This window comes from Pseudoalteromonas sp. NFXS53, from assembly GCF_056629255.1.
This window is the reverse complement of sequence record NZ_JBWVBR010000005.1, coordinates 124,144-142,065: the sequence shown is the minus strand read 5'-3', so window position 1 is coordinate 142,065 and position 17,922 is coordinate 124,144. Positions and strand designations below refer to the sequence as shown.

Annotated in this window: 13 protein-coding genes and 1 other RNA gene; 9 read left to right on the top strand and 5 right to left on the bottom strand. The window is 41.6% G+C overall.

The annotated features are described in order from the left end of the window. Positions 1 to 142: 142 nt before the first annotated feature. Positions 143 to 358 (top strand): hypothetical protein, encoded by a 216-nt coding sequence (locus AC1HJP_RS07875; RefSeq protein WP_480361335.1) that lies wholly within the window; start codon positions 143 to 145, stop codon positions 356 to 358. Continuing rightward, a complete protein-coding gene (locus AC1HJP_RS07870; RefSeq protein ID WP_480361334.1) occupies positions 340 to 639 on the top strand; it encodes a hypothetical protein in 300 nt (99 codons plus the stop codon). Before AC1HJP_RS07875 ends, AC1HJP_RS07870 begins: the two co-directional genes overlap by 19 nt. 83 nt (positions 640 to 722) lie before the next feature. Here the strand turns inward: AC1HJP_RS07870 and AC1HJP_RS07865 are convergent, their stop codons facing one another. Further along, complete coding sequence (locus AC1HJP_RS07865; RefSeq protein WP_480361333.1) at positions 723 to 1,934, bottom strand: integrase domain-containing protein; 1,212 nt, start codon at positions 1,932 to 1,934, stop codon at positions 723 to 725. Between the two features lie 188 nt (positions 1,935 to 2,122). Beyond that, positions 2,123 to 2,479: a transfer-messenger RNA gene (ssrA, locus tag AC1HJP_RS07860) on the bottom strand. A 278-nt stretch (positions 2,480 to 2,757) separates the two neighbouring features. On the opposite strand from ssrA, the gene AC1HJP_RS07855 reads away from it, so the two are divergent. The 5 genes from AC1HJP_RS07855 (at position 2,758) to gap (ending at position 10,204) form a co-directional block, all read left to right on the top strand. Further along, complete coding sequence (locus tag AC1HJP_RS07855) at positions 2,758 to 4,248, top strand: DUF3360 family protein (RefSeq protein WP_480361332.1); 1,491 nt, start codon at positions 2,758 to 2,760, stop codon at positions 4,246 to 4,248. 410 nt (positions 4,249 to 4,658) lie between these two features. After that, the gene (locus tag AC1HJP_RS07850) at positions 4,659 to 6,290 is read left to right on the top strand and encodes a DUF342 domain-containing protein (RefSeq protein WP_480361331.1); all 1,632 of its coding nucleotides are present in this window, start codon (positions 4,659 to 4,661) and stop codon (positions 6,288 to 6,290) included. Between the two features lie 394 nt (positions 6,291 to 6,684). Beyond that, on the top strand, positions 6,685 to 8,538 hold the full coding sequence (gene edd, locus AC1HJP_RS07845) for a phosphogluconate dehydratase (protein ID WP_480361330.1): 1,854 nt from the start codon (positions 6,685 to 6,687) through the stop codon (positions 8,536 to 8,538). Positions 8,539 to 8,561: 23 nt separating this feature from the next. Beyond that, positions 8,562 to 9,182: a bifunctional 4-hydroxy-2-oxoglutarate aldolase/2-dehydro-3-deoxy-phosphogluconate aldolase gene (locus tag AC1HJP_RS07840; RefSeq protein ID WP_480361329.1), complete on the top strand. Its 621-nt coding sequence runs from the start codon at positions 8,562 to 8,564 to the stop codon at positions 9,180 to 9,182. A 14-nt stretch (positions 9,183 to 9,196) separates the two neighbouring features. Further along, entirely contained in the window at positions 9,197 to 10,204 is a 1,008-nt protein-coding gene (gene gap / locus AC1HJP_RS07835; protein WP_480361328.1) for a type I glyceraldehyde-3-phosphate dehydrogenase, read from the top strand. A gap of 278 nt (positions 10,205 to 10,482) precedes the next feature. Here the strand turns inward: gap and rnt are convergent, their stop codons facing one another. Further along, on the bottom strand, positions 10,483 to 11,145 hold the full coding sequence (gene rnt, locus AC1HJP_RS07830) for a ribonuclease T (protein ID WP_480361327.1): 663 nt from the start codon (positions 11,143 to 11,145) through the stop codon (positions 10,483 to 10,485). 209 nt (positions 11,146 to 11,354) lie between these two features. Between rnt and AC1HJP_RS07825 the strand changes: the two genes are divergently transcribed. Continuing rightward, the gene (locus AC1HJP_RS07825) at positions 11,355 to 12,197 is read left to right on the top strand and encodes a flagellar protein MotY (RefSeq protein WP_421964536.1); all 843 of its coding nucleotides are present in this window, start codon (positions 11,355 to 11,357) and stop codon (positions 12,195 to 12,197) included. A 58-nt stretch (positions 12,198 to 12,255) separates the two neighbouring features. Here AC1HJP_RS07825 and mnmC read toward each other — a convergent pair whose 3' ends face one another. Continuing rightward, positions 12,256 to 14,235 carry a bifunctional tRNA (5-methylaminomethyl-2-thiouridine)(34)-methyltransferase MnmC2/FAD-dependent 5-carboxymethylaminomethyl-2-thiouridine(34) oxidoreductase MnmC1 gene (gene mnmC / locus AC1HJP_RS07820; RefSeq protein WP_480361326.1) on the bottom strand — a complete coding sequence of 660 codons (1,980 nt, stop codon included), beginning with the start codon at positions 14,233 to 14,235 and terminating at the stop codon, positions 12,256 to 12,258. A 178-nt stretch (positions 14,236 to 14,413) separates the two neighbouring features. Between mnmC and fabB the strand changes: the two genes are divergently transcribed. Beyond that, positions 14,414 to 15,628, top strand: coding sequence for a beta-ketoacyl-ACP synthase I (fabB, locus tag AC1HJP_RS07815; protein WP_480361325.1), 1,215 nt, complete (start codon positions 14,414 to 14,416; stop codon positions 15,626 to 15,628). 133 nt (positions 15,629 to 15,761) lie between these two features. Here the strand turns inward: fabB and metG are convergent, their stop codons facing one another. After that, positions 15,762 to 17,789, bottom strand: a complete 2,028-nt coding sequence (gene metG / locus AC1HJP_RS07810) for a methionine--tRNA ligase (protein WP_480361324.1) — start codon at positions 17,787 to 17,789, stop codon at positions 15,762 to 15,764. Positions 17,790 to 17,922 lie beyond the last annotated feature (133 nt).

The following is a 17,922-nucleotide window of genomic DNA, read 5'->3' as shown; positions in this document are numbered from 1 at the left end:
GTTTTAATATGCACTTATAAAGTATTCTTCTACAATAGACAAAGATACAGTAATAAGAGATGCACAATCTCTTGGGTTAAGTGTTCAAACTATAGAAGACTTTAGAAATGAGGCTGAAAATTACTGGCGAATTGAAGACATAATGGATCAATATGCTGGACTACCAACAAAATACAGTGCAATAAGCGGTGCAACAAGTGGAGTTGTAGGGGTAGCAACTTCTATTACTCTTGGTGGGGTTGATATTGCAAATATGGCAGCACAATTATATCCGCTTGGTCAGCGTTTATCTTCGATCCTGATAAGTCTATTCAATAAGAAAAAAACACAGAAATTTATTTGTATGCTTTGGGATTAGACTCAGCGGTTCAAGCAGTCATTAAGCAACAAGCTATTGAAACAGCCGCAATTGTAGGGAAAATCGGAGCGAATAATAACTATATTTTAAAGCTAATCATGATTGTGTCAGAAAAGTTAGGAACTAAAGTGATTTCAAAACAAGCAGCTAAATTTATACCAATTGTTGGTGGAGTCGCAGGTGCTACGGTTAATTATTACTTCGCTAAAGCGACAGCGAATAAAATGGTTGTATCATACAAAGATGAGTACTTTAGAACATGGCAGGCTTCTCAACGTTAGTTAAGTACAGAGCTAAAAGTTTTGATATTTAATATCCTTGGTTTCAAAGGCTTTTGGAGTTACAAAGGCTTATTTACACTAATTCAATTTACAGAATCATTTTTAGCTGCTCTTTCAATAAACTCACTCCACCATTGCATCATTTCTCTTCTGCGCTCGATGTACTCAGCTCGGTTGTACGCATTTCTTACCTGGTCTTTTCCAACGTGGGCGAGGGCAGTTTCAATTAACTCAGGATCAAAGCCTTGTTCGTTAAGTGCGGTACTAGCTATAGAGCGAAGGCCGTGGCTGACGAGTTTATTAGCATAGCCCATGCGCTTTAATGCCATGTTTGCGGTTTGGCTATTGGTATGTGATTTAGGGTCTCTATCAGCAGGGAAGACATAAGGTCTGTGTTCACTTATTGGCTTTATGGTTTCTAGGAGTTTTAAGGCTTGTTTGCTTAATGGAATGGTGTGAGCTTTTCTTTTTTTCATTCTTTCCGCAGGAATGACCCATAAGCCTTTTTCTAAGTCGATTTCATCCCAACGAGCACCGGCTGCTTCACTTGGCCTTGTCATTGTATGCAATTGCCATTTAATCAGAAGGCGTGTGACTTTTCTTATTTGGGCTTCGGATATGTCATGAAGTAGTGCTGGCAGTTCCTCAGGTGAGATAGTGTTCATATGCTTTTTTTCAGGCTTTTTAAATCCGGCTCTAATTCCAGCTAAGGGATTTGAGTCTGCAAGACCTGTGTTGACTGCATAAGTCATGACTTCATTCAGCCTTTGGCATACACGCTTTACCGTTTCTAAGCTGCCTTTTTGCTCAAGAGGTCTTATTGTATTAATAATGTTTATCGTTCGTATTTCTTTAATTGGATCGTCCGCATGCTTTGGGAATATATGTAGTTCTAAAGAGCGCCAGATATCTTCTGCATAATCGGGAGTTACACTGTCTTTTTTAATCTCGAACCATTCCGCAGCAACTGCCTTCAAAGTAGATAAGGCTTCTTGTTTTTGTGTGTGCTGTTTTGACAGTCTCTCTTCTTTAGGATCTATCCCTTGAGATACAAGCGTGCGTGCGTTTTCTGCCAACTTGCGTGCATCGGTAAGTGAGATACCTGGAAATTGACCAAGTGAAATGTTGACGCGCTTTTTGGTCATAGGATGGCGATAATTGAAGTTCCATTGCTTGGTGCCACTTTTTCTCACTCTAAGCTGTAGGCCATTACCGTCGAATAGTGTTAAGTCTTTGTCATCCGTTTTCGCATTCTTAACTTCGGTCTGTGTAAGTGGTTTTGTGATCTTAGGCATTTTTGCACTCCATCCATTAAATCGTTGCACTCCTAGAGTATTGCACACCTATCTAGGAGTGCAACCAGGAGTGCCATAACACAAAGATGTGGTGAGATGCGTTGATACAGGGTAAGAAGAGAATGGTGTGTAAGTGCCTAATTTTAGGCATAAAAAAAGACATCCTGAGATGTCTTGATTTATACGTTTGGTGGAGCTGGGGGGATTTGAACCCCCGTCCAGAAAGCGTCGACCTTCGGTCCTACATGTTTAGTATCGTCTATTGGTTAACCTTTAAGTCTCGGACGAACACGATAAATAAAGGCGAGGCCGCTTAGTTTTAGCCCTTCAACCCCGGCCAGGGTTTCCGTAGCGATCTTGTGTGGGGTGACACTCCAGAACCAGAACCACAAGCATTTCTTGGAGGAGTGCTAGCGGGCTATTATGCCGCTAGAGCGTAGTTATCGTCGTTTGCGATTACTTTAAATGCGGCTTTTTTACGAGGCCAACCGCCCCTCGACATGCACCTCAGGCTTCATGAATCCTGTCGAATCCTAATCAGCCCCTGAATTTGATATTCAGAGTCACAAAGTGACTTAGTGATTGCATTCTAACGCCTATATATGCGCTTCGCAATCATTAATCACTTTAAAAGTCATCATTAATTAATAGGTTGGCTGATATTTGTGCGGGTTGTGTGTTAGTTGAGCTATTCGTAGCTGTGAAGAGTCGAACTTATTAATTTATAAGATGAAATACTCGACTTATTGCTAAGCTCTTTTCAAATTTGGTTGTTTTATGCTTGTGGCATCAAATAACACCAACATCCGAAGTAGGAGATGTGATGACAACATCGAATTTAGATAACCGAGGCGAGTCAGCCCAACAAGACAGTTATCAAAATTTACACCGTGCAAGTTCTGAATTTAAAACACGCGACGAATATTTAGAGCATGAATTGCAAATTATGCAGCCTAAACGTTGGCGTCCAAACCTGCCATTCAAAGATTACCGATTTGAATTAGAAGACACTATTCCAGCTATGGCGGGGACCATAGGTAAAATTGTGATGGTGGGGGCAATTGCCGCAACATTTGCCGCACCTTTAGGGCTAGGCGAAGGCTTTATTCTTGAAAATGTGCGCTATGAGTTGTTAATCGTTGCTCTATTTATTTTATTGTTTTCTGGTTTTCTATTACCAACCGCAAACTTAGCAGGTACCCATGGGCCTTTAATTCCACTTATTCCTATTGTGGTTGCGGCGGGTGGTCACCCTATGGCATTTGGTTTGCTTATAGGGGCGTTTGGCTTAATGCTCGCAATAAGCAAAGGCGGGAGTGTTTTGGCTGGGCTTACCAGTCGGGGTGTCTGTGGTGGTTTGCTTTTGTACCTTGGTTTTATTGGCACAACTTCGCAAGTAAAGAAGTTGTTTGCTTGGGCAGAAAGCATTGATATGTCTCATATCGCTTTCATTATTATACTTAGTACCATCGTTTTATATGCTTTATTAGAGCACTTTAAAAAGCGTTGGCTGGCAGTGCCATTAAGTTGTTTACTTGGCGGTGGACTTGCTTTTGCTCTTGGTGCGCCATTTGAGTTTAAAACAGGTCCAGGCTTACCAAACATGAATCCTATGTATTGGTGGGGTGAAAATACGGGATGGATGCTAGGTTTACCAACCCTTGAAAGCTTTATTGTTGTCCTGCCTTTTGCCATTTTAGCCGTGGCTATGTGGTCGCCTGATTTTTTAGGTCATCAGGTTTTTCAAAAAATCAGTTATCCAGCACGTACTGAAAAAGTACAAATGAACATTGACGATACGATGACGAGTGCGTCAATCCGCCAGACCTTCGGCTCTATCTTAGGTGGTGCTAATTTCACTTCTTCTTGGGGCACATACATTGTGCCAGCTGCTATTGCGAAGCGTCCAATTCCAGCAGGGGCTATTTTAACCGCGTTGTTTTGTGTTGTAGCAAGTATCTGGGGTTACCCAATGGATTTAGCCATTTGGCAGCCAGTATTGTGTGTAGCCTTAATCGTTGGAGTGTTTATTCCTTTGCTAGAGGCGGGTATGGAAATGACACGAGAAGGTAAGACGACTCAGTCAGCTGCTATTGTTGTTTTCTCATCGGCATTGGTTAATCCGGCGTTTGGTTGGTCTTTAACTATGTTGCTAGATAACTTAGGTTTAATTGGTTGCAAGGAGCGTAGTAAAGAACTCAGTTCTATGAACCGTTGGATCATCCCACTTATTATGTTTGTGGTGTTAACCGGCGTGATGGCCTTGGTTGGTTTGTTACCAGGGCTGCCTGCAATAATGCCAAGTTTTAGGTAAATCAAATAGGCAGAGTAAAGAGTGCTCTGCCTTTTATTCCTCTCCTTTCCTGTATTAACTGTCATACTCAACTGTTAACTTATCTTTTTAGTATTTACTACGCGAATTTTTGCCTGTAATGTACTATTTTAGTTTCCGATTTAGCTACATCTGTAAAATAATGCTTTATTCTTATTTTTATGTTTTTACTTAAAGCACTTGTTTTCCTTGTCGATAAGTTAATGTAACTAATAGAAATATTCTAATTGAGTGTTTAATATTTCAAATGCTCAAATACTCGCCATTTACAATTCTTTAAGCTTTGTAACTTGATTGATCAAAATCAACTTAACAATACCTTAAGGTTGTGGTGAAATGGCTTGGTCGTGTTTTAGTCAATAACAATAATAAATCATAGTGTGGAAAGACTTATGTCATTGTTTCGTTTTGATGAGGGTGATGGATATGTGTACTTGTTGTCACACCCTATCGAGTCAGGGTTCCCAGCTAGTGCTTCTCAACTTTTGGAGTTGTTAGAGCAATCTAGTTATGCTGATTTTGAAGTTATACATGCCAATATAGGTAAGTTATTTTCTTCGGGCGATGATTATGTGAAAGATTCATTGGTCGTTGCTAAAGCGATTGATGCGTCAATTATGATCAAAGTTGATGAATCCAATATGATGGCTAATGCGCAAGTGACTACTGCTTGCGGTGGAAAAATCGTATCTCTAGAAGATGCGAAAGCGGCACTTCAAAAAGCCGGTGTAGTGAAAGGTGTAAATCGAGATGCACTTGAACAATGCCTAGGGCAGCAATTCGAACAAGCACCAGGTTCACAATATAGTGCCTTTGTAGCTCATGGCCAGCGTGCCAAAGACGGAACTGACGCGAGATTTGTACGTTTATGTATGACCGCCCAAGATAGAATCTTAAGTCCTCAAGAAAAAGATGGTGGCAAGGTAGATATGCGCGATTTAGGCGCAATAATCACCGTCAAGCCGGGTAGTCCTCTAATGAAGCGTATTCCCGCAACAGAAGGTTCACAGGGTTACTCGGTTTTCGGTGATGTGATAGAGGCTAAACCAGGCAAAAACTTTGCGATTGAAGTACTCGAAGGCACCAAAATCTCAGACAAAGATCCAAATTTATTAATAGCAGATGCGAAAGGTGTACCAGTAGCGCTACCAAGGGGTATGCGTGTCGATGATGTATTATGCTATAACGATGTTGATGTCAGTACAGGGCATATAGAGTTTGATGGTTCTGTGATCATCAGTGGCGACGTTAAAGATGGTATGAAAGTAAAAGCCACGGGTGACATTACTGTACTTGGCTTTGTTGAATCAGCCGACTTGCAAAGCGAAAATGCCATCACTATTGTGCAGGGTGCGGTAGGTCGTAAAGTGACAGAAGAGCTCGACTTTTCATGCTTTATTCGTGCAAAAAGAAGCATTTCAATTGGTTATGCGCAATATGTTCATATAGAAACACAGCAAGATTTGTTGATTGAAAAGCAAGCATTGCATTGTAATTTATCTTCTAGAAGACTTATCCGAGTAGGCAAGGGCGACACCCCCCGAGGTAAATTAATTGGCGGTAAGGTTTTAAATGCTTTGCGTATAGAGACAGGTGAATTAGGCGCGCCTTCTGGTACTAAAACACATATTGCCATTGCACAGTCTTTTCATGAACTAAAAGATAAACAAACAGAATTTAAGTTGTTCGAAAAACGTTTATCTGAAAAAGCAATTGCGTTGAATAAAGCCAAAGCAAAAGCGGCGAAAGCCCCTGAAACCCCTCAAAAAACAGCTTATTTAAATAAACTATTGGCTAACGAGAAGCAGTTAAATGCACACTATCAACGAAATCAACGCAACTTAAAGCTGGTTCAGCAAAAGCTTAAGCGCTTGTTGATGAGTAGTCGGGTCAAGGTTAATGATTTAATGCACCCTGGCATTGAGGTAACAATAGCCAGAGACTCAAAGCAATTTACGCGAATTTACCCACCTCATTTAGTCAAATTAGACGAAGGCAAGATCACCCAGCAGTTTTTGTCTTAAAATTTTAAATTAAATTTCATTTCTCAATTAAAGGCTCCTGTGTTTCGGAGCCTTTACACTTTTTGTTTCTAGAAATTATTTCACCTTTAGAACTTCATTTAAATCAATACCTTGAAGTTTGTCGTAATCCTTTCCTCAAAAAAGTGTGCAGCTTTTTCACACGCAACTGAAATTTGTTCATTTATGAATCTTTGACTAAATTGAAGGTTAAGTGTTGACACCGGTGTCAGCTTTATGGCTCAATAATATGACACCGGTGTCAGGTTGAGGTGAGAGACAACCTGATAGCGTACCTTTGAACGGGTAAATCTAAAGATGCTCGGTACATTTAGAGTGGAGTCTTTAATTGTACTGAGCCTTTTATCCTCTTAAACTTTGAGTAGAGTAGAATTTTATGTTACATCCTCGTATCCAAGCCGTCACAGAGCGTGTTATCGAACGCAGCAAAGCAACACGCCAAGCCTACTTAGCACGCATCGAAGAAGCAAAAAAACAAACACGTGTGCGCGCTGGTTTAGGGTGTGGCAACTTAGCTCACGTTATGGCTGCATGTTCAAGCTCAGATAAAGATCGCCTTAAAGCTGACGAGCAACCTAACTTAGCAATTATCAATTCATACAATGACATGCTTTCAGCGCATGTGCCTTACCTTGATTTTCCCCCATTAATTAAAAAGATTGCAGAAAAATATGACGCGACCGCACAAGTTGCTGGTGGCGTACCTGCAATGTGCGACGGTGTGACTCAAGGTCGTGATGGTATGGAGTTATCGCTGTTTTCTCGTGACGTGATTGCGATGTCTACAGCCGTTGCACTTTCACACGATGTATTTGATGGTGTTTTCTGTTTAGGTGTGTGCGACAAAATCGTACCAGGACTATTAATCGGTTCGCTTTCATTTGGTCATTTACCTATCTTCTTCTTACCAGCAGGCCCAATGCAATCTGGTATTCCAAATAAAGAAAAAGCACGTGTACGTCAAAAGTTCGCACAGGGCTTAGTATCTCGTGAAGAGCTTTTAGAAGCAGAAAGTGCGTCTTACCACAGCGCGGGTACTTGTACATTCTACGGTACTGCAAACTCAAACCAGATGCTGATGGAGATCATGGGTCTTCATCTTCCTGGCAGTTCTTTCATTAACCCTTACACTGAGTTACGTGATGGCTTAACAGGCAATGCGGTTGAGTTAATGCTTAAGCAGCTTATCGATACTAAAGATGCAAACCCAATCGGTGAAGTAGTAAGCGAAAAGACTGTCATCAATGGTTTAGTAGGTTTACTAGCTACCGGTGGCTCTACTAACCATGCTATCCATCTAGTTGCTATGGCTAAAGCTGCTGGCGTTCAAATCACCTGGAAAGACATGGCTGAACTTTCAGAAGTTGTGCCACTACTTACTCGTATTTATCCAAATGGTTCTGCGGACGTTAACCACTTCCAAGCAGCTGGTGGTATGGGCTTCTTAATGCGTGAACTTCGTGACGCAGGTTTCTTACATAATGATGTGAAAACCATTGTTGGTGAAGGTCTTGATGCGTATACCCAAGAGCCAGTTTTAGATGTTGATGACAACCTAATTATGTCTAGCAGCACAGGTCCTAGCAAAGTGAAGTGGGTACCATGTCCTGAAAACTCACTAGATGAAGAAGTACTTCGTCCTGTGAGTAACCCATTCAATAAACAAGGTGGATTACAGCTACTAACAGGCAATATTGGTAAAGCAGTTATTAAGGTATCTGCTGTACAAGAGCAACACCAGTTTGTGAGTGCGCCAGCTAAAGTCTTTAGTTCTCAATCAGCATTGCAAGAAGCATTTGCTGCTGGCGAACTAAATCAAGATTTTATCGCAGTGTTAAAAGAGCAGGGTCCAAAAGCTAAGGGCATGCCAGAGCTTCATAAATTAACGCCTGTAATGGCAACGCTTCAGGACCAAGGCTACAAAGTAGCGATTGTGACTGACGGCCGTATGTCAGGTGCGTCAGGTAAAGTACCTGCAGCAATCCACTTAGCACCAGAAGCAGTTGAGGGCGGGATCATCGCTAAGATTCAAGAAGGCGATTTGATCACATTAGATGCACCAAATGGTGACTTAATTCTACATGTATCAGATGAAGAGTTAGCAAAACGCGAGCATGTGATCAGTCATACAGAGCCAACTTATGGCACAGGCCGTGAGCTATTCGCTGGATTCAGAAATATCGTAAGCAGTGCAGACCTAGGCGCGAGTGCCTTTGGACTAGAAGAATAAAAGCATTGGGAATGAGGAACAAGATGAGTATTGAAAACATTTTAACATCAGCACCAGTTGTACCAGTGGTGGTGATTGAAAACTTAGAAGACGCTGCACCTTTAGCCAAAGCGTTATATAACGGTGGCCTAAAAGCACTAGAAATTACCCTTCGCACACCTGTTGCGGCAGAAGCAGTAAAGCTAATGAAAGAAGCAGTACCAGAAGCCTACGTTGGTACAGGTACTGTGATTGATAAAGCTACATTCGAAGCATCAGTTGCAGCAGGCGCTGATTTCATGGTGAGCCCAGGTGTAAATGATGAGCTTTTAGCACTCGCTAAAGAAACTGACATCCCGTTTTTACCGGGGGCTGCAACGCCAAGTGAAGTGATGAACTTAGCATCACATGGTTTTAAGTTTTTGAAATTCTTCCCAGCTGAAGCTGCGGGCGGTGCACCAATGCTTAAGTCAATTGGTGGTCCACTACCACAAGTTAAATTCTGTCCAACGGGCGGCATTAGCTTAGCAACAGCACCTAAGTACCTAGCCTTAAATAACGTCGTGTGTGTAGGCGGTACTTGGATGTTAGATAAAGAACTTATCGCAAACAAAGATTGGCAGGCGATCGAAGCGCTTGCGAAACAAGCAAGTGAAGTAAAATAGTCGAGGAACTGAAAATGATTAATATCGCAATTAACGGTTATGGCCGCATCGGTCGCAATGTTTTACGAGCGCTTTATGAGTCTGGTCAAAACGAACAAATTAAAATTGTCGCTATCAACGACCTAGCACCTGCTAACGTAAATGCGCACCTAACTCAATTTGATTCAGTACATGGTCGTTTCAACCAAGAAGTTGTGCTAGCTGAAAACACGTTAGTGATAGGTAATGACGAAATAACGCTTACTCAAGAACGTGATCCTGCGAACTTACCTTGGAAAGCGCTTAACGTTGATATCGTTTTAGAATGTACAGGTATCTTCACGTCACGTGATGCAGCTTCTAAGCACATTGAAGCGGGTGCAAAAAAAGTAATCGTTTCAGCACCGGGTACTGATCTTGATGCAACGGTTGTTCACGGTGTGAACTCTGAAGTGATCAATGCATCAAGCAACATCATTTCAAATGCATCTTGTACAACCAACTGTCTTGCACCAGTTGCTAAAGCACTAAATGACGCAATTGGTATCGAACAGGGTAGCATGACAACCATTCACGCTTACACAAATGACCAAGTGCTTACGGATGTTTATCATCCAGACCTTTACCGTGCGCGTAGTGCAACCCAGTCTATGATCCCAACTAAAACGGGTGCTGCAAAAGCAGTTGGCTTAGTGTTACCAGAGCTTGCTGGCAAGTTAGACGGTATGGCGGTTCGTGTTCCTACAGTTAATGTATCTTTAGTTGATTTAACTTTTATTGCTTCTCGCGAAACAACTGCTGAAGAAGTTAATGCTGCGGTTAAAGCGGCTGCAACTGAAGGTGCAATGGCTGAAGTACTTGAGTACAACGAACTTCCGCTAGTTTCAATTGACTTCAACCACAACCCAGCGTCATCAGTATTTGATTCAACGCAAACTAAAGTTGATGGTAAGCTTGTTAAAGTAATGGCTTGGTACGACAATGAATGGGGTTTCTCAAACCGTATGATCGACCAAGTAAAAGCTTTAGGCCAATACCTATAAAGTATACCAAGCTTTAATAATACTTAATCAATTTGAAGAGTTAAAACTGACACTAACGGTGTTAAAAATTTCTCATTTAGAACAACTAAATATCGATATTTTTGCCTTGTTATTGCCTAGTTTTCTCTACTTCAAATAGGCCACTTTATTATTAAGTTTGGTATTAAGTTAAAGTTAGCAATAAAAAACCGCTTCGATAAGCGGTTTTTTTATGTCTGGTGAAATATGTTTATCTAATGAGAGAAGTTTAGATATTTCTATTCTTTATTAATAAAAGTCTACGCTTCTGTTTCGTCTTGTTCTGCTTCTATTTCAGGCAACGGCCAACCACCTAATGCTTGCCATTTATTTACGATAAAGCAAAATAACTCGGCTGTACGTTCGGTGTCGTACAGGGCTGAGTGAGCTTGGCTATTATCAAATTCAATACCGGCAGTGCGACACGCTTTAGCAAGCACAGTTTGGCCCAGTGCGAGACCTGCCAAAGAGGTTGTATCAAAGCTAACAAACGGATGAAAAGGGGTGCGCTTAATTTTGTTGCGCTCTATCGCTGCATTTAAAAAGCCATGATCAAATGCGGCATTATGTGCAACAACCACTGAGCGAGAGCAACCCGCAGCTTTTTGCGCTTTTCTCACCATTTTACAGATTTCTTTGATCACAATATCTTCATCTTCAGCACCACGCAATTCTGAAAACGGATCAATGCCGTTAAATTCAATGGCAGCTTGTTCGATGTTTGCACCTTCGAAAGGCTTTACATGAAAGTGTAGAGTTTGATCTAAACTTAGAACACCTTCATCATCCATTTTTAATGTTGTGGCAGCGATTTCTAATAGCGCATCTGTGTCTTTGTTAAAGCCAGCTGTTTCTACGTCGATAACAACAGGGAAGAAACCACGAAAGCGTTGGGAAAATAAAGTTTGCTCTTGATCTGCCATAATGCACTTATGTTATGAATTTAAGGGGCGTATTATACTGTTTAGATAGATTTTTGCGACCCGAAATATGTCTCAGTTATTTAGACTTACTGAATGATAAGGCTTGCGGCATATTTCTTGCTTTTGAATTGTTTAGATCATCAAAGCGGCATTATTTTGTCAGTACGGAGAACGTTGTGAAGTACAAAGCATATTTATTCGGTTTAGGACTGTTATTTGCAGACATTGGATTTGCGGATGCGGCTATGCGTCAGTATAGCGCCAATGCAGACAGTTCAAATTGGGATGTAAATAAGACCAAACGCCTTTCTTGTGCTTTGCATCATGAAATCCCATATTATGGTGAAGCTATTTTTAATGTCGTTGCGAGCAAAAATAAAGATCTGACTTTTAACCTCGACATGGTCGTTCGCCCAGAAAGCTATGACTTTGCAGGTTTGCAATCGGTGCCGCCGCAATGGCGTGCAGGGGTACCTGTACGTGATATAAGTAAAATGCAGCTGTTAAAAAAGTTTGATGGCGAGTTAAACAATGACGTTTCGTGGGAAATGCTCACAGAGCTTGAAAAAGGTTTTCACCCAACTTTCTATTACAAAGATTGGCAAAATAGTGCAGACCGCATCTCTGTCGCGCTCTCATCTGTAAACTTTCGACAAGCTTATTGGGCGTTCCTACAGTGCCGAGATAACTTGCTGCCTTATAGTTTCGAAGACATTGCCTTTACGGTAATGAATTATAAAAAGAATTCTAGTGATTTAACCAAATCGTCTCGTAAACGCCTAGAGATGATAGGCGAGTATCTTAAAAACGATGACAATATTGAATCTATCTTTATATCGGCCTACACCGACAGCTACGGCGGTCGATGGGTCAATATGGAACTTTCAAAAAAACGTGCTAAAGCGATAAAAGACTACATGGCGAGTATGGGCGTACCAGCTGATAAAATTCAAACAGAAGGCTTTGGTGAGAAGCGACACGTGCAACCCAATGATAATGCCATAGGTCGTGGTAAAAACCGTCGAGTAGTTATTCAGATAGCAAAACCTTAGTTTTCATTGGTTTTAAAAATACAAAAGGCGACCTTGGTCGCCTTTTGTATTTTAATGGCTAAATCTTATTACGAATAAGATCTCTGACAATAAAGCGGTTTGGGTGAATGGCCTCATTGACTCTTAAACTATAAGGGCTTGGTTCATTACATAGTTTGGCAATCAAGTGCTCTGTTGCCAATGGCGCACTGCAGAGGCCTCTTGCCCCAAAACCTGTAACGATATGCAGCCCCGCATAAGGTACTTGTTCTTCAGAGAAATCATACTGCTTACCTTTGCTTAAGTTTGCATAGGCATGACATAAATCTGCTTTCTCAGGTACTTGGCCGAGCATAGGTAAGTGGTCGTTGAAACAGCACCTTACTGCAGCTTTCGCTGAAGTAATGTCACCAAGACTTTGTGCGAAGTCACTCTGTTCATAAAACTTCATTAACTGTGCTTTATTGGTGACATTGTCTTCGTCTTTCAATTCACGACTTTTGGTGTGTTTATCAAAGGTGGCACCCATACAATGATGGCCATCATGACTTGGCGTAAAATAACCTTTATGACACAGTACGGTTTTTAATTTATCAGATACTTCTCCAGACCTAATATGTGAGACTTGGCCTCTGACACCGTGTAAGCCGATGTCTTTTGTTTGCTCGAACCTGTCACTGTGTTCACCAGCGCAAACAAATACATCCGAGAATGGCCCAAATCTATTGTCTTCACTAACTAAGTACCACTCATCTTCGTTTTGCTCTAAGGTTTGAATATCTGTATTGAAATGTGTTTGCACATTTTGCAATGTATTAGCAGCGTTAAATACAGCATGTGTTAACTGTGCTGGGTTTACCCAGCCAGCTTCAGGAAAGAACAAACCGGAGTAGGGTAATTCAGTACCAGCAAGTATACTGGCTTGTGATTCATTCACAGAATAAATCAGTGCCTCAGGCCATACCGCTTTTTCTGTTAACTTTTTGTGTTGCAGTGTTTTGCTGTCATTTACCGCTTGGAGTAAAACGCCGCACCATTCATGGTCATATTCAAAACCTTGCGCGGCAATATCTCTGTATAGCCTTAACGCATATAAATAGCTATGGGCATAGAACTCGCTTGATGGGCTATTTTCAGATTGTAGATTCGGGTAAACCGCGCCTTGTCGATTATGTGAGGCGCCTTTTGCAAGTGCATCATCTTGGCAAAATAAAGTAGCGCTAATCCCACGCTTAGCTAAATGATATAGTAAACAGCTAGAGCCAACGCCCCCACCAATGATGGCAACGTTATTGAGAGGCCTTTTGTTTAAGTTGTAAAACTCAGGTGTATTGTGAGTGCTGTTAGAGGTATTTAACTGACCAACAACCATCTCACGTTTGCGACCAAAGCCTTTTACTTTTTTACATTCGAATCCTGCTTCTTGTAAGCCACGACGAACAAAACCTGCGGCAGTAAATGTCGCAAATGTTGCATTGTCTCGGCTTAAATTCGCCATGGCGTTAAACAGCGGTTGCGTCCACATATCTGGATTTTTACTTGGTGCAAAGCCATCTAGGTACCAAGCGTCCACAATACCTTGTTGTGTAAAATTCATTTTAGGTAAGGTGTCGTGCACATCACCAAACCATAAATCAAGGACTACACGGCCATTGTCGAACTCAATGCGGTGGCAACCCTCAAGTGCGATCGGGTAATGCTTACAAAGTTGCTCTGATAAAGATGTTAGGCTTGGCCAAGCTGCTAACGCTTTTGCAAGTTCCGACTGTTTTATTGGAAACTTTTCAAAAGAAATAAAATGTAATTTCGCTTTGTTACCTTCGATTTGACGCCATTGCTGCCAAGTATTTAAAAAATTAAGGCCTGTACCAAACCCGGTTTCTGCGATCACAAAGTGTTTTTGGTCGTGTGAGACTAAACGCGCTGAAATGTTGTTATTGTCGTAGAAAACATAGTGAGATTCAGCAAGACCGTCATCGTTGGAGAAATAAACATCATCGAAGTCGTCGGCGACCGGTGTGCCAGACTCATTAAAGTGAATTTGTGCGTTTTTGATCATGATTAATGCAGTAAGGATCGTATTAATGCAGTATTCTACGTGTTTTAATTGTTTTCGTCCGTTGAAATTTAGTAAAAAACAATTCAGAGTACGTGTGTAAGCTGGAAAGCTGACCACTTAAGGTCGCAATTCAAAGTAGAATACACAGAATTTAGAAATAAAATTAAGGGAATCACCCATGAGAAGAGCCGTTATTACAGGTATCGGTATTATATCGAGCATCGGCAACGACAAGAACGAAGTATTAGAATCTTTAAAAGCTGGTAAAAGTGGCATCGTTTTCAATCAAGAATTCGCTGACTACAATCTTCGTAGTAATGTTTCAGGTAACATCGACATCGACGTTAAAGCACACGTAGACCGTAAAGCACACCGCTTTATGGGTGATGCTGCTGCATTCTCTTATATCTCAATGGCACAAGCGATTGAAGATTCAGGTCTATCTGAAGAGCAAGTGTCTAACGAACGTACTGGTTTAATCGTTGGTTCAGGTGGTGGTTCTTCTAAATATCAAGTAGAAGCGGCTGACATTCTTCGTGAAAAAGGTGTTAAGCGCGTAGGTCCTTACATGGTTCCTCGTACTATGGCATCAACAGCGTCAGCGTGTCTTGCAACGCCTTTCAAAATTAAAGGCGTTAACTACTCAATCAGCTCTGCATGTGCAACATCAGCGCACTGTATCGGTAATGCGGTAGAGCAAATTCAACTTGGTAAGCAAGACGTTATCTTTGCAGGTGGTGGTGAAGAACTTCACTGGACACTGGCAATGGAATTCGACGCAATGGGTGCGCTTTCAACTAAATATAATGAAACACCTGAAAAGGCATCTCGTACGTATGATGCAAACCGTGACGGTTTCGTAATCTCTGGTGGTGGCGGTATCGTTGTCGTTGAAGAACTAGAGCACGCACTTGCTCGTGGCGCACACATCTATGCTGAAATCGTAGGTTACGGTGCAACTTCTGATGGTTACGACATGGTTGCACCATCTGGTGAAGGCGCGGTTCGTTGTATGAAGCAAGCAATGGCTGACGTTGAAGGTGATATTGATTACCTAAACACACACGGTACTTCTACACCAGTCGGTGACGTGAAAGAGCTAGGTGCAATTCAAGAGCTATTCGGTGAGAAATCTCCTGCGATTAGTGCAACTAAAGCAATGACTGGTCACGCACTTGGTGCTGCAGGTGTTCACGAAGCTATCTTCTCACTACTTATGCTTGAAAACAACTTCGTAGCACCTTCAATCAACGTTGAAGAGCTAGACGAGCAAGCACAAGGTTTAGACATTGTAACTGAGCGTCGCGACGTTGAGCTAAATACGGTAATGTCGAACAGCTTCGGCTTTGGCGGTACTAACGCAACACTTGTGATGCAAAAGTATAAAGGCTAATACTTAACAGTTTTAAGTGTTACCAAGGATACAGCCCAGTCAATTGACTGGGCTTTTTTATGGGTGATGTATTTGGTATTTTTAGACACAAAAAAGCCCGCAAAGTAGCGGGCTTTTGACGTGTAATTGTTAATTACATGACACGCATACCTGGCTCTGAACCTTCATCAGGGTTCAGAATGTAAATTTCTTTACCACCTGGGCCTGCTGCTAGTACCATGCCTTCTGACATACCGAAACGCATTTTACGAGGCTTAAGATTAGCGACCATAACCGTTAGTTTGCCTTCGATGTCTTCCGGTGCGTAAGCTGACTTAATACCCGCAAATACTTGGCGCGTTTCACCGCCTAAATCTAACGTGAGTTTAAGTAGCTTATCAGCGCCTTCTACATGTTCAGCTTTAGCGATTTTCGCAACACGTAAATCAACCTTAGCAAAATCGTTAAATTCGATTTCATCAGCAATAGGCTCTTTCGCAAGCGGACTATTTGGGTCAATCTTTGGTTTGTTCGCCGCTTCTAGGCTTTCTTTTGACTCTTCAACCATTTTGTTAACTTTATCCATTTCAACACGTTGCATTAGTGCTTTGAATTTGCTGATCTCATGGCCAACTAATGGCGTTTGTGCACTTTCCCAAGTTAATTCTGTATTTAGGAAAGACTCAACGTTAGCAGCCATAACAGGAAGTACTGGTTTCAAGTAAGTTATAAGCACTTTGAATAAGTTCAAACCAAGAGAGCATACTTGGTGTGCTTGTTCTTGTGTGTCTTCGTTTTTGATCAGTACCCAAGGTGCTTGTGCGTCAATGAACTGGTTTGCTTTGTCAGCAAGGGTCATGATCTCACGGATCGCTCGGCTATATTCACGATTTTCATAATGCTCAGCAATTGTGTCTGAGGCATTTTGGAACTCAGCTAATAGCTCAGGCTCCATGATCACGTTACTTAACTTACCGTCAAATTTCTTCGTAATAAAGCCTGCACAACGAGATGCGATGTTAACTACTTTACCAACTAAGTCAGAGTTCACACGTTGTGCGAAGTCTTCTAGGTTTAAATCTAAGTCTGTGATGCCACTGTTTAGCTTAGCTGCAAAGTAGTAACGTAGGTATTCAGGGTTCAAGTGGTCTAAATAAGTACGCGCCTTAATGAAGGTGCCCTTAGATTTAGACATTTTTGCACCGTTTACGGTTACAAAGCCATGTGCGAAAACATTAGTTGGCTTGCGGAAGCTCGCGCCATCTAACATTGCAGGCCAGAACAGACTGTGGAAGTAAATGATGTCTTTACCGATGAAATGATAAAGCTCTGCATCAGAACCTTCGCCCCAGAATGCATCGAAGTCTAAGCCTGATTTGTCACATAGGTTTTTGAAGCTTGCCATGTAACCAATCGGTGCATCTAGCCATACGTAAAAGTATTTACCCGGAGCACCTGGAATTTCAAAACCAAAGTAAGGTGCGTCGCGGCTGATATCCCATTGCTGCAAACCTTCAGCAAACCATTCTTCTAGTTTGTTTGCCATTTCAGCTTGCAGACTACCGGAGTGTAGCCACTCTTTTAGCATGTCTTCAAAAGCTGGTAGGTCGAAGAAGTAGTGTTCAGAATCTTTTAATACTGGAATTGCACCAGACATCGCAGAACGCGGATCTTTTAGCTCAGTTGGGCTATAAGTTGCGCCACAAGCATCACAGCTGTCACCGTTTTGATCTTCAGCGCCGCACGTAGGGCAAGTACCTGTTACGAAGCGGTCAGGTAAGAAAATCTCTTTTTCTGGGTCAAATAGCTGAGAAATTGTACGCTTCTTGATATGACCTTTATCGTTCAAACGATTGTAGATCAATGCGCTTAGTTCTTTGTTCTCTTCACTGTGTGTGCTGTGATAGTTATCAAACTCAACACTGAAATCTGCGAAATCACGTTGACGTTCAATACTCACGTTTTTCACCATTTCTTCAGGTGTAATGCCTTGCTTTTGTGCATTCAGCATAATTGGTGTGCCGTGCGCGTCATCAGCACAGACGTAATAAGTTTCATGACCACGTAATTTTTGAAAACGTGACCAAATATCAGTTTGAATGTACTCAAGCATATGACCAAGGTGAGTTGGACCATTGGCATAAGGTAAAGCACTAGTGATGAGAATTTTTCTCTTGCTCATAAACGGTTCCATGAAATTTAAGTGATGTTGCTTAACTATTAAACAAACCACTAATTTGAGCCAAAATAAGGAACATTAAAGCCTTAGCTTAGCTGAATTGACTGGTGTTAATGGGTTGAATGTTACATAATTC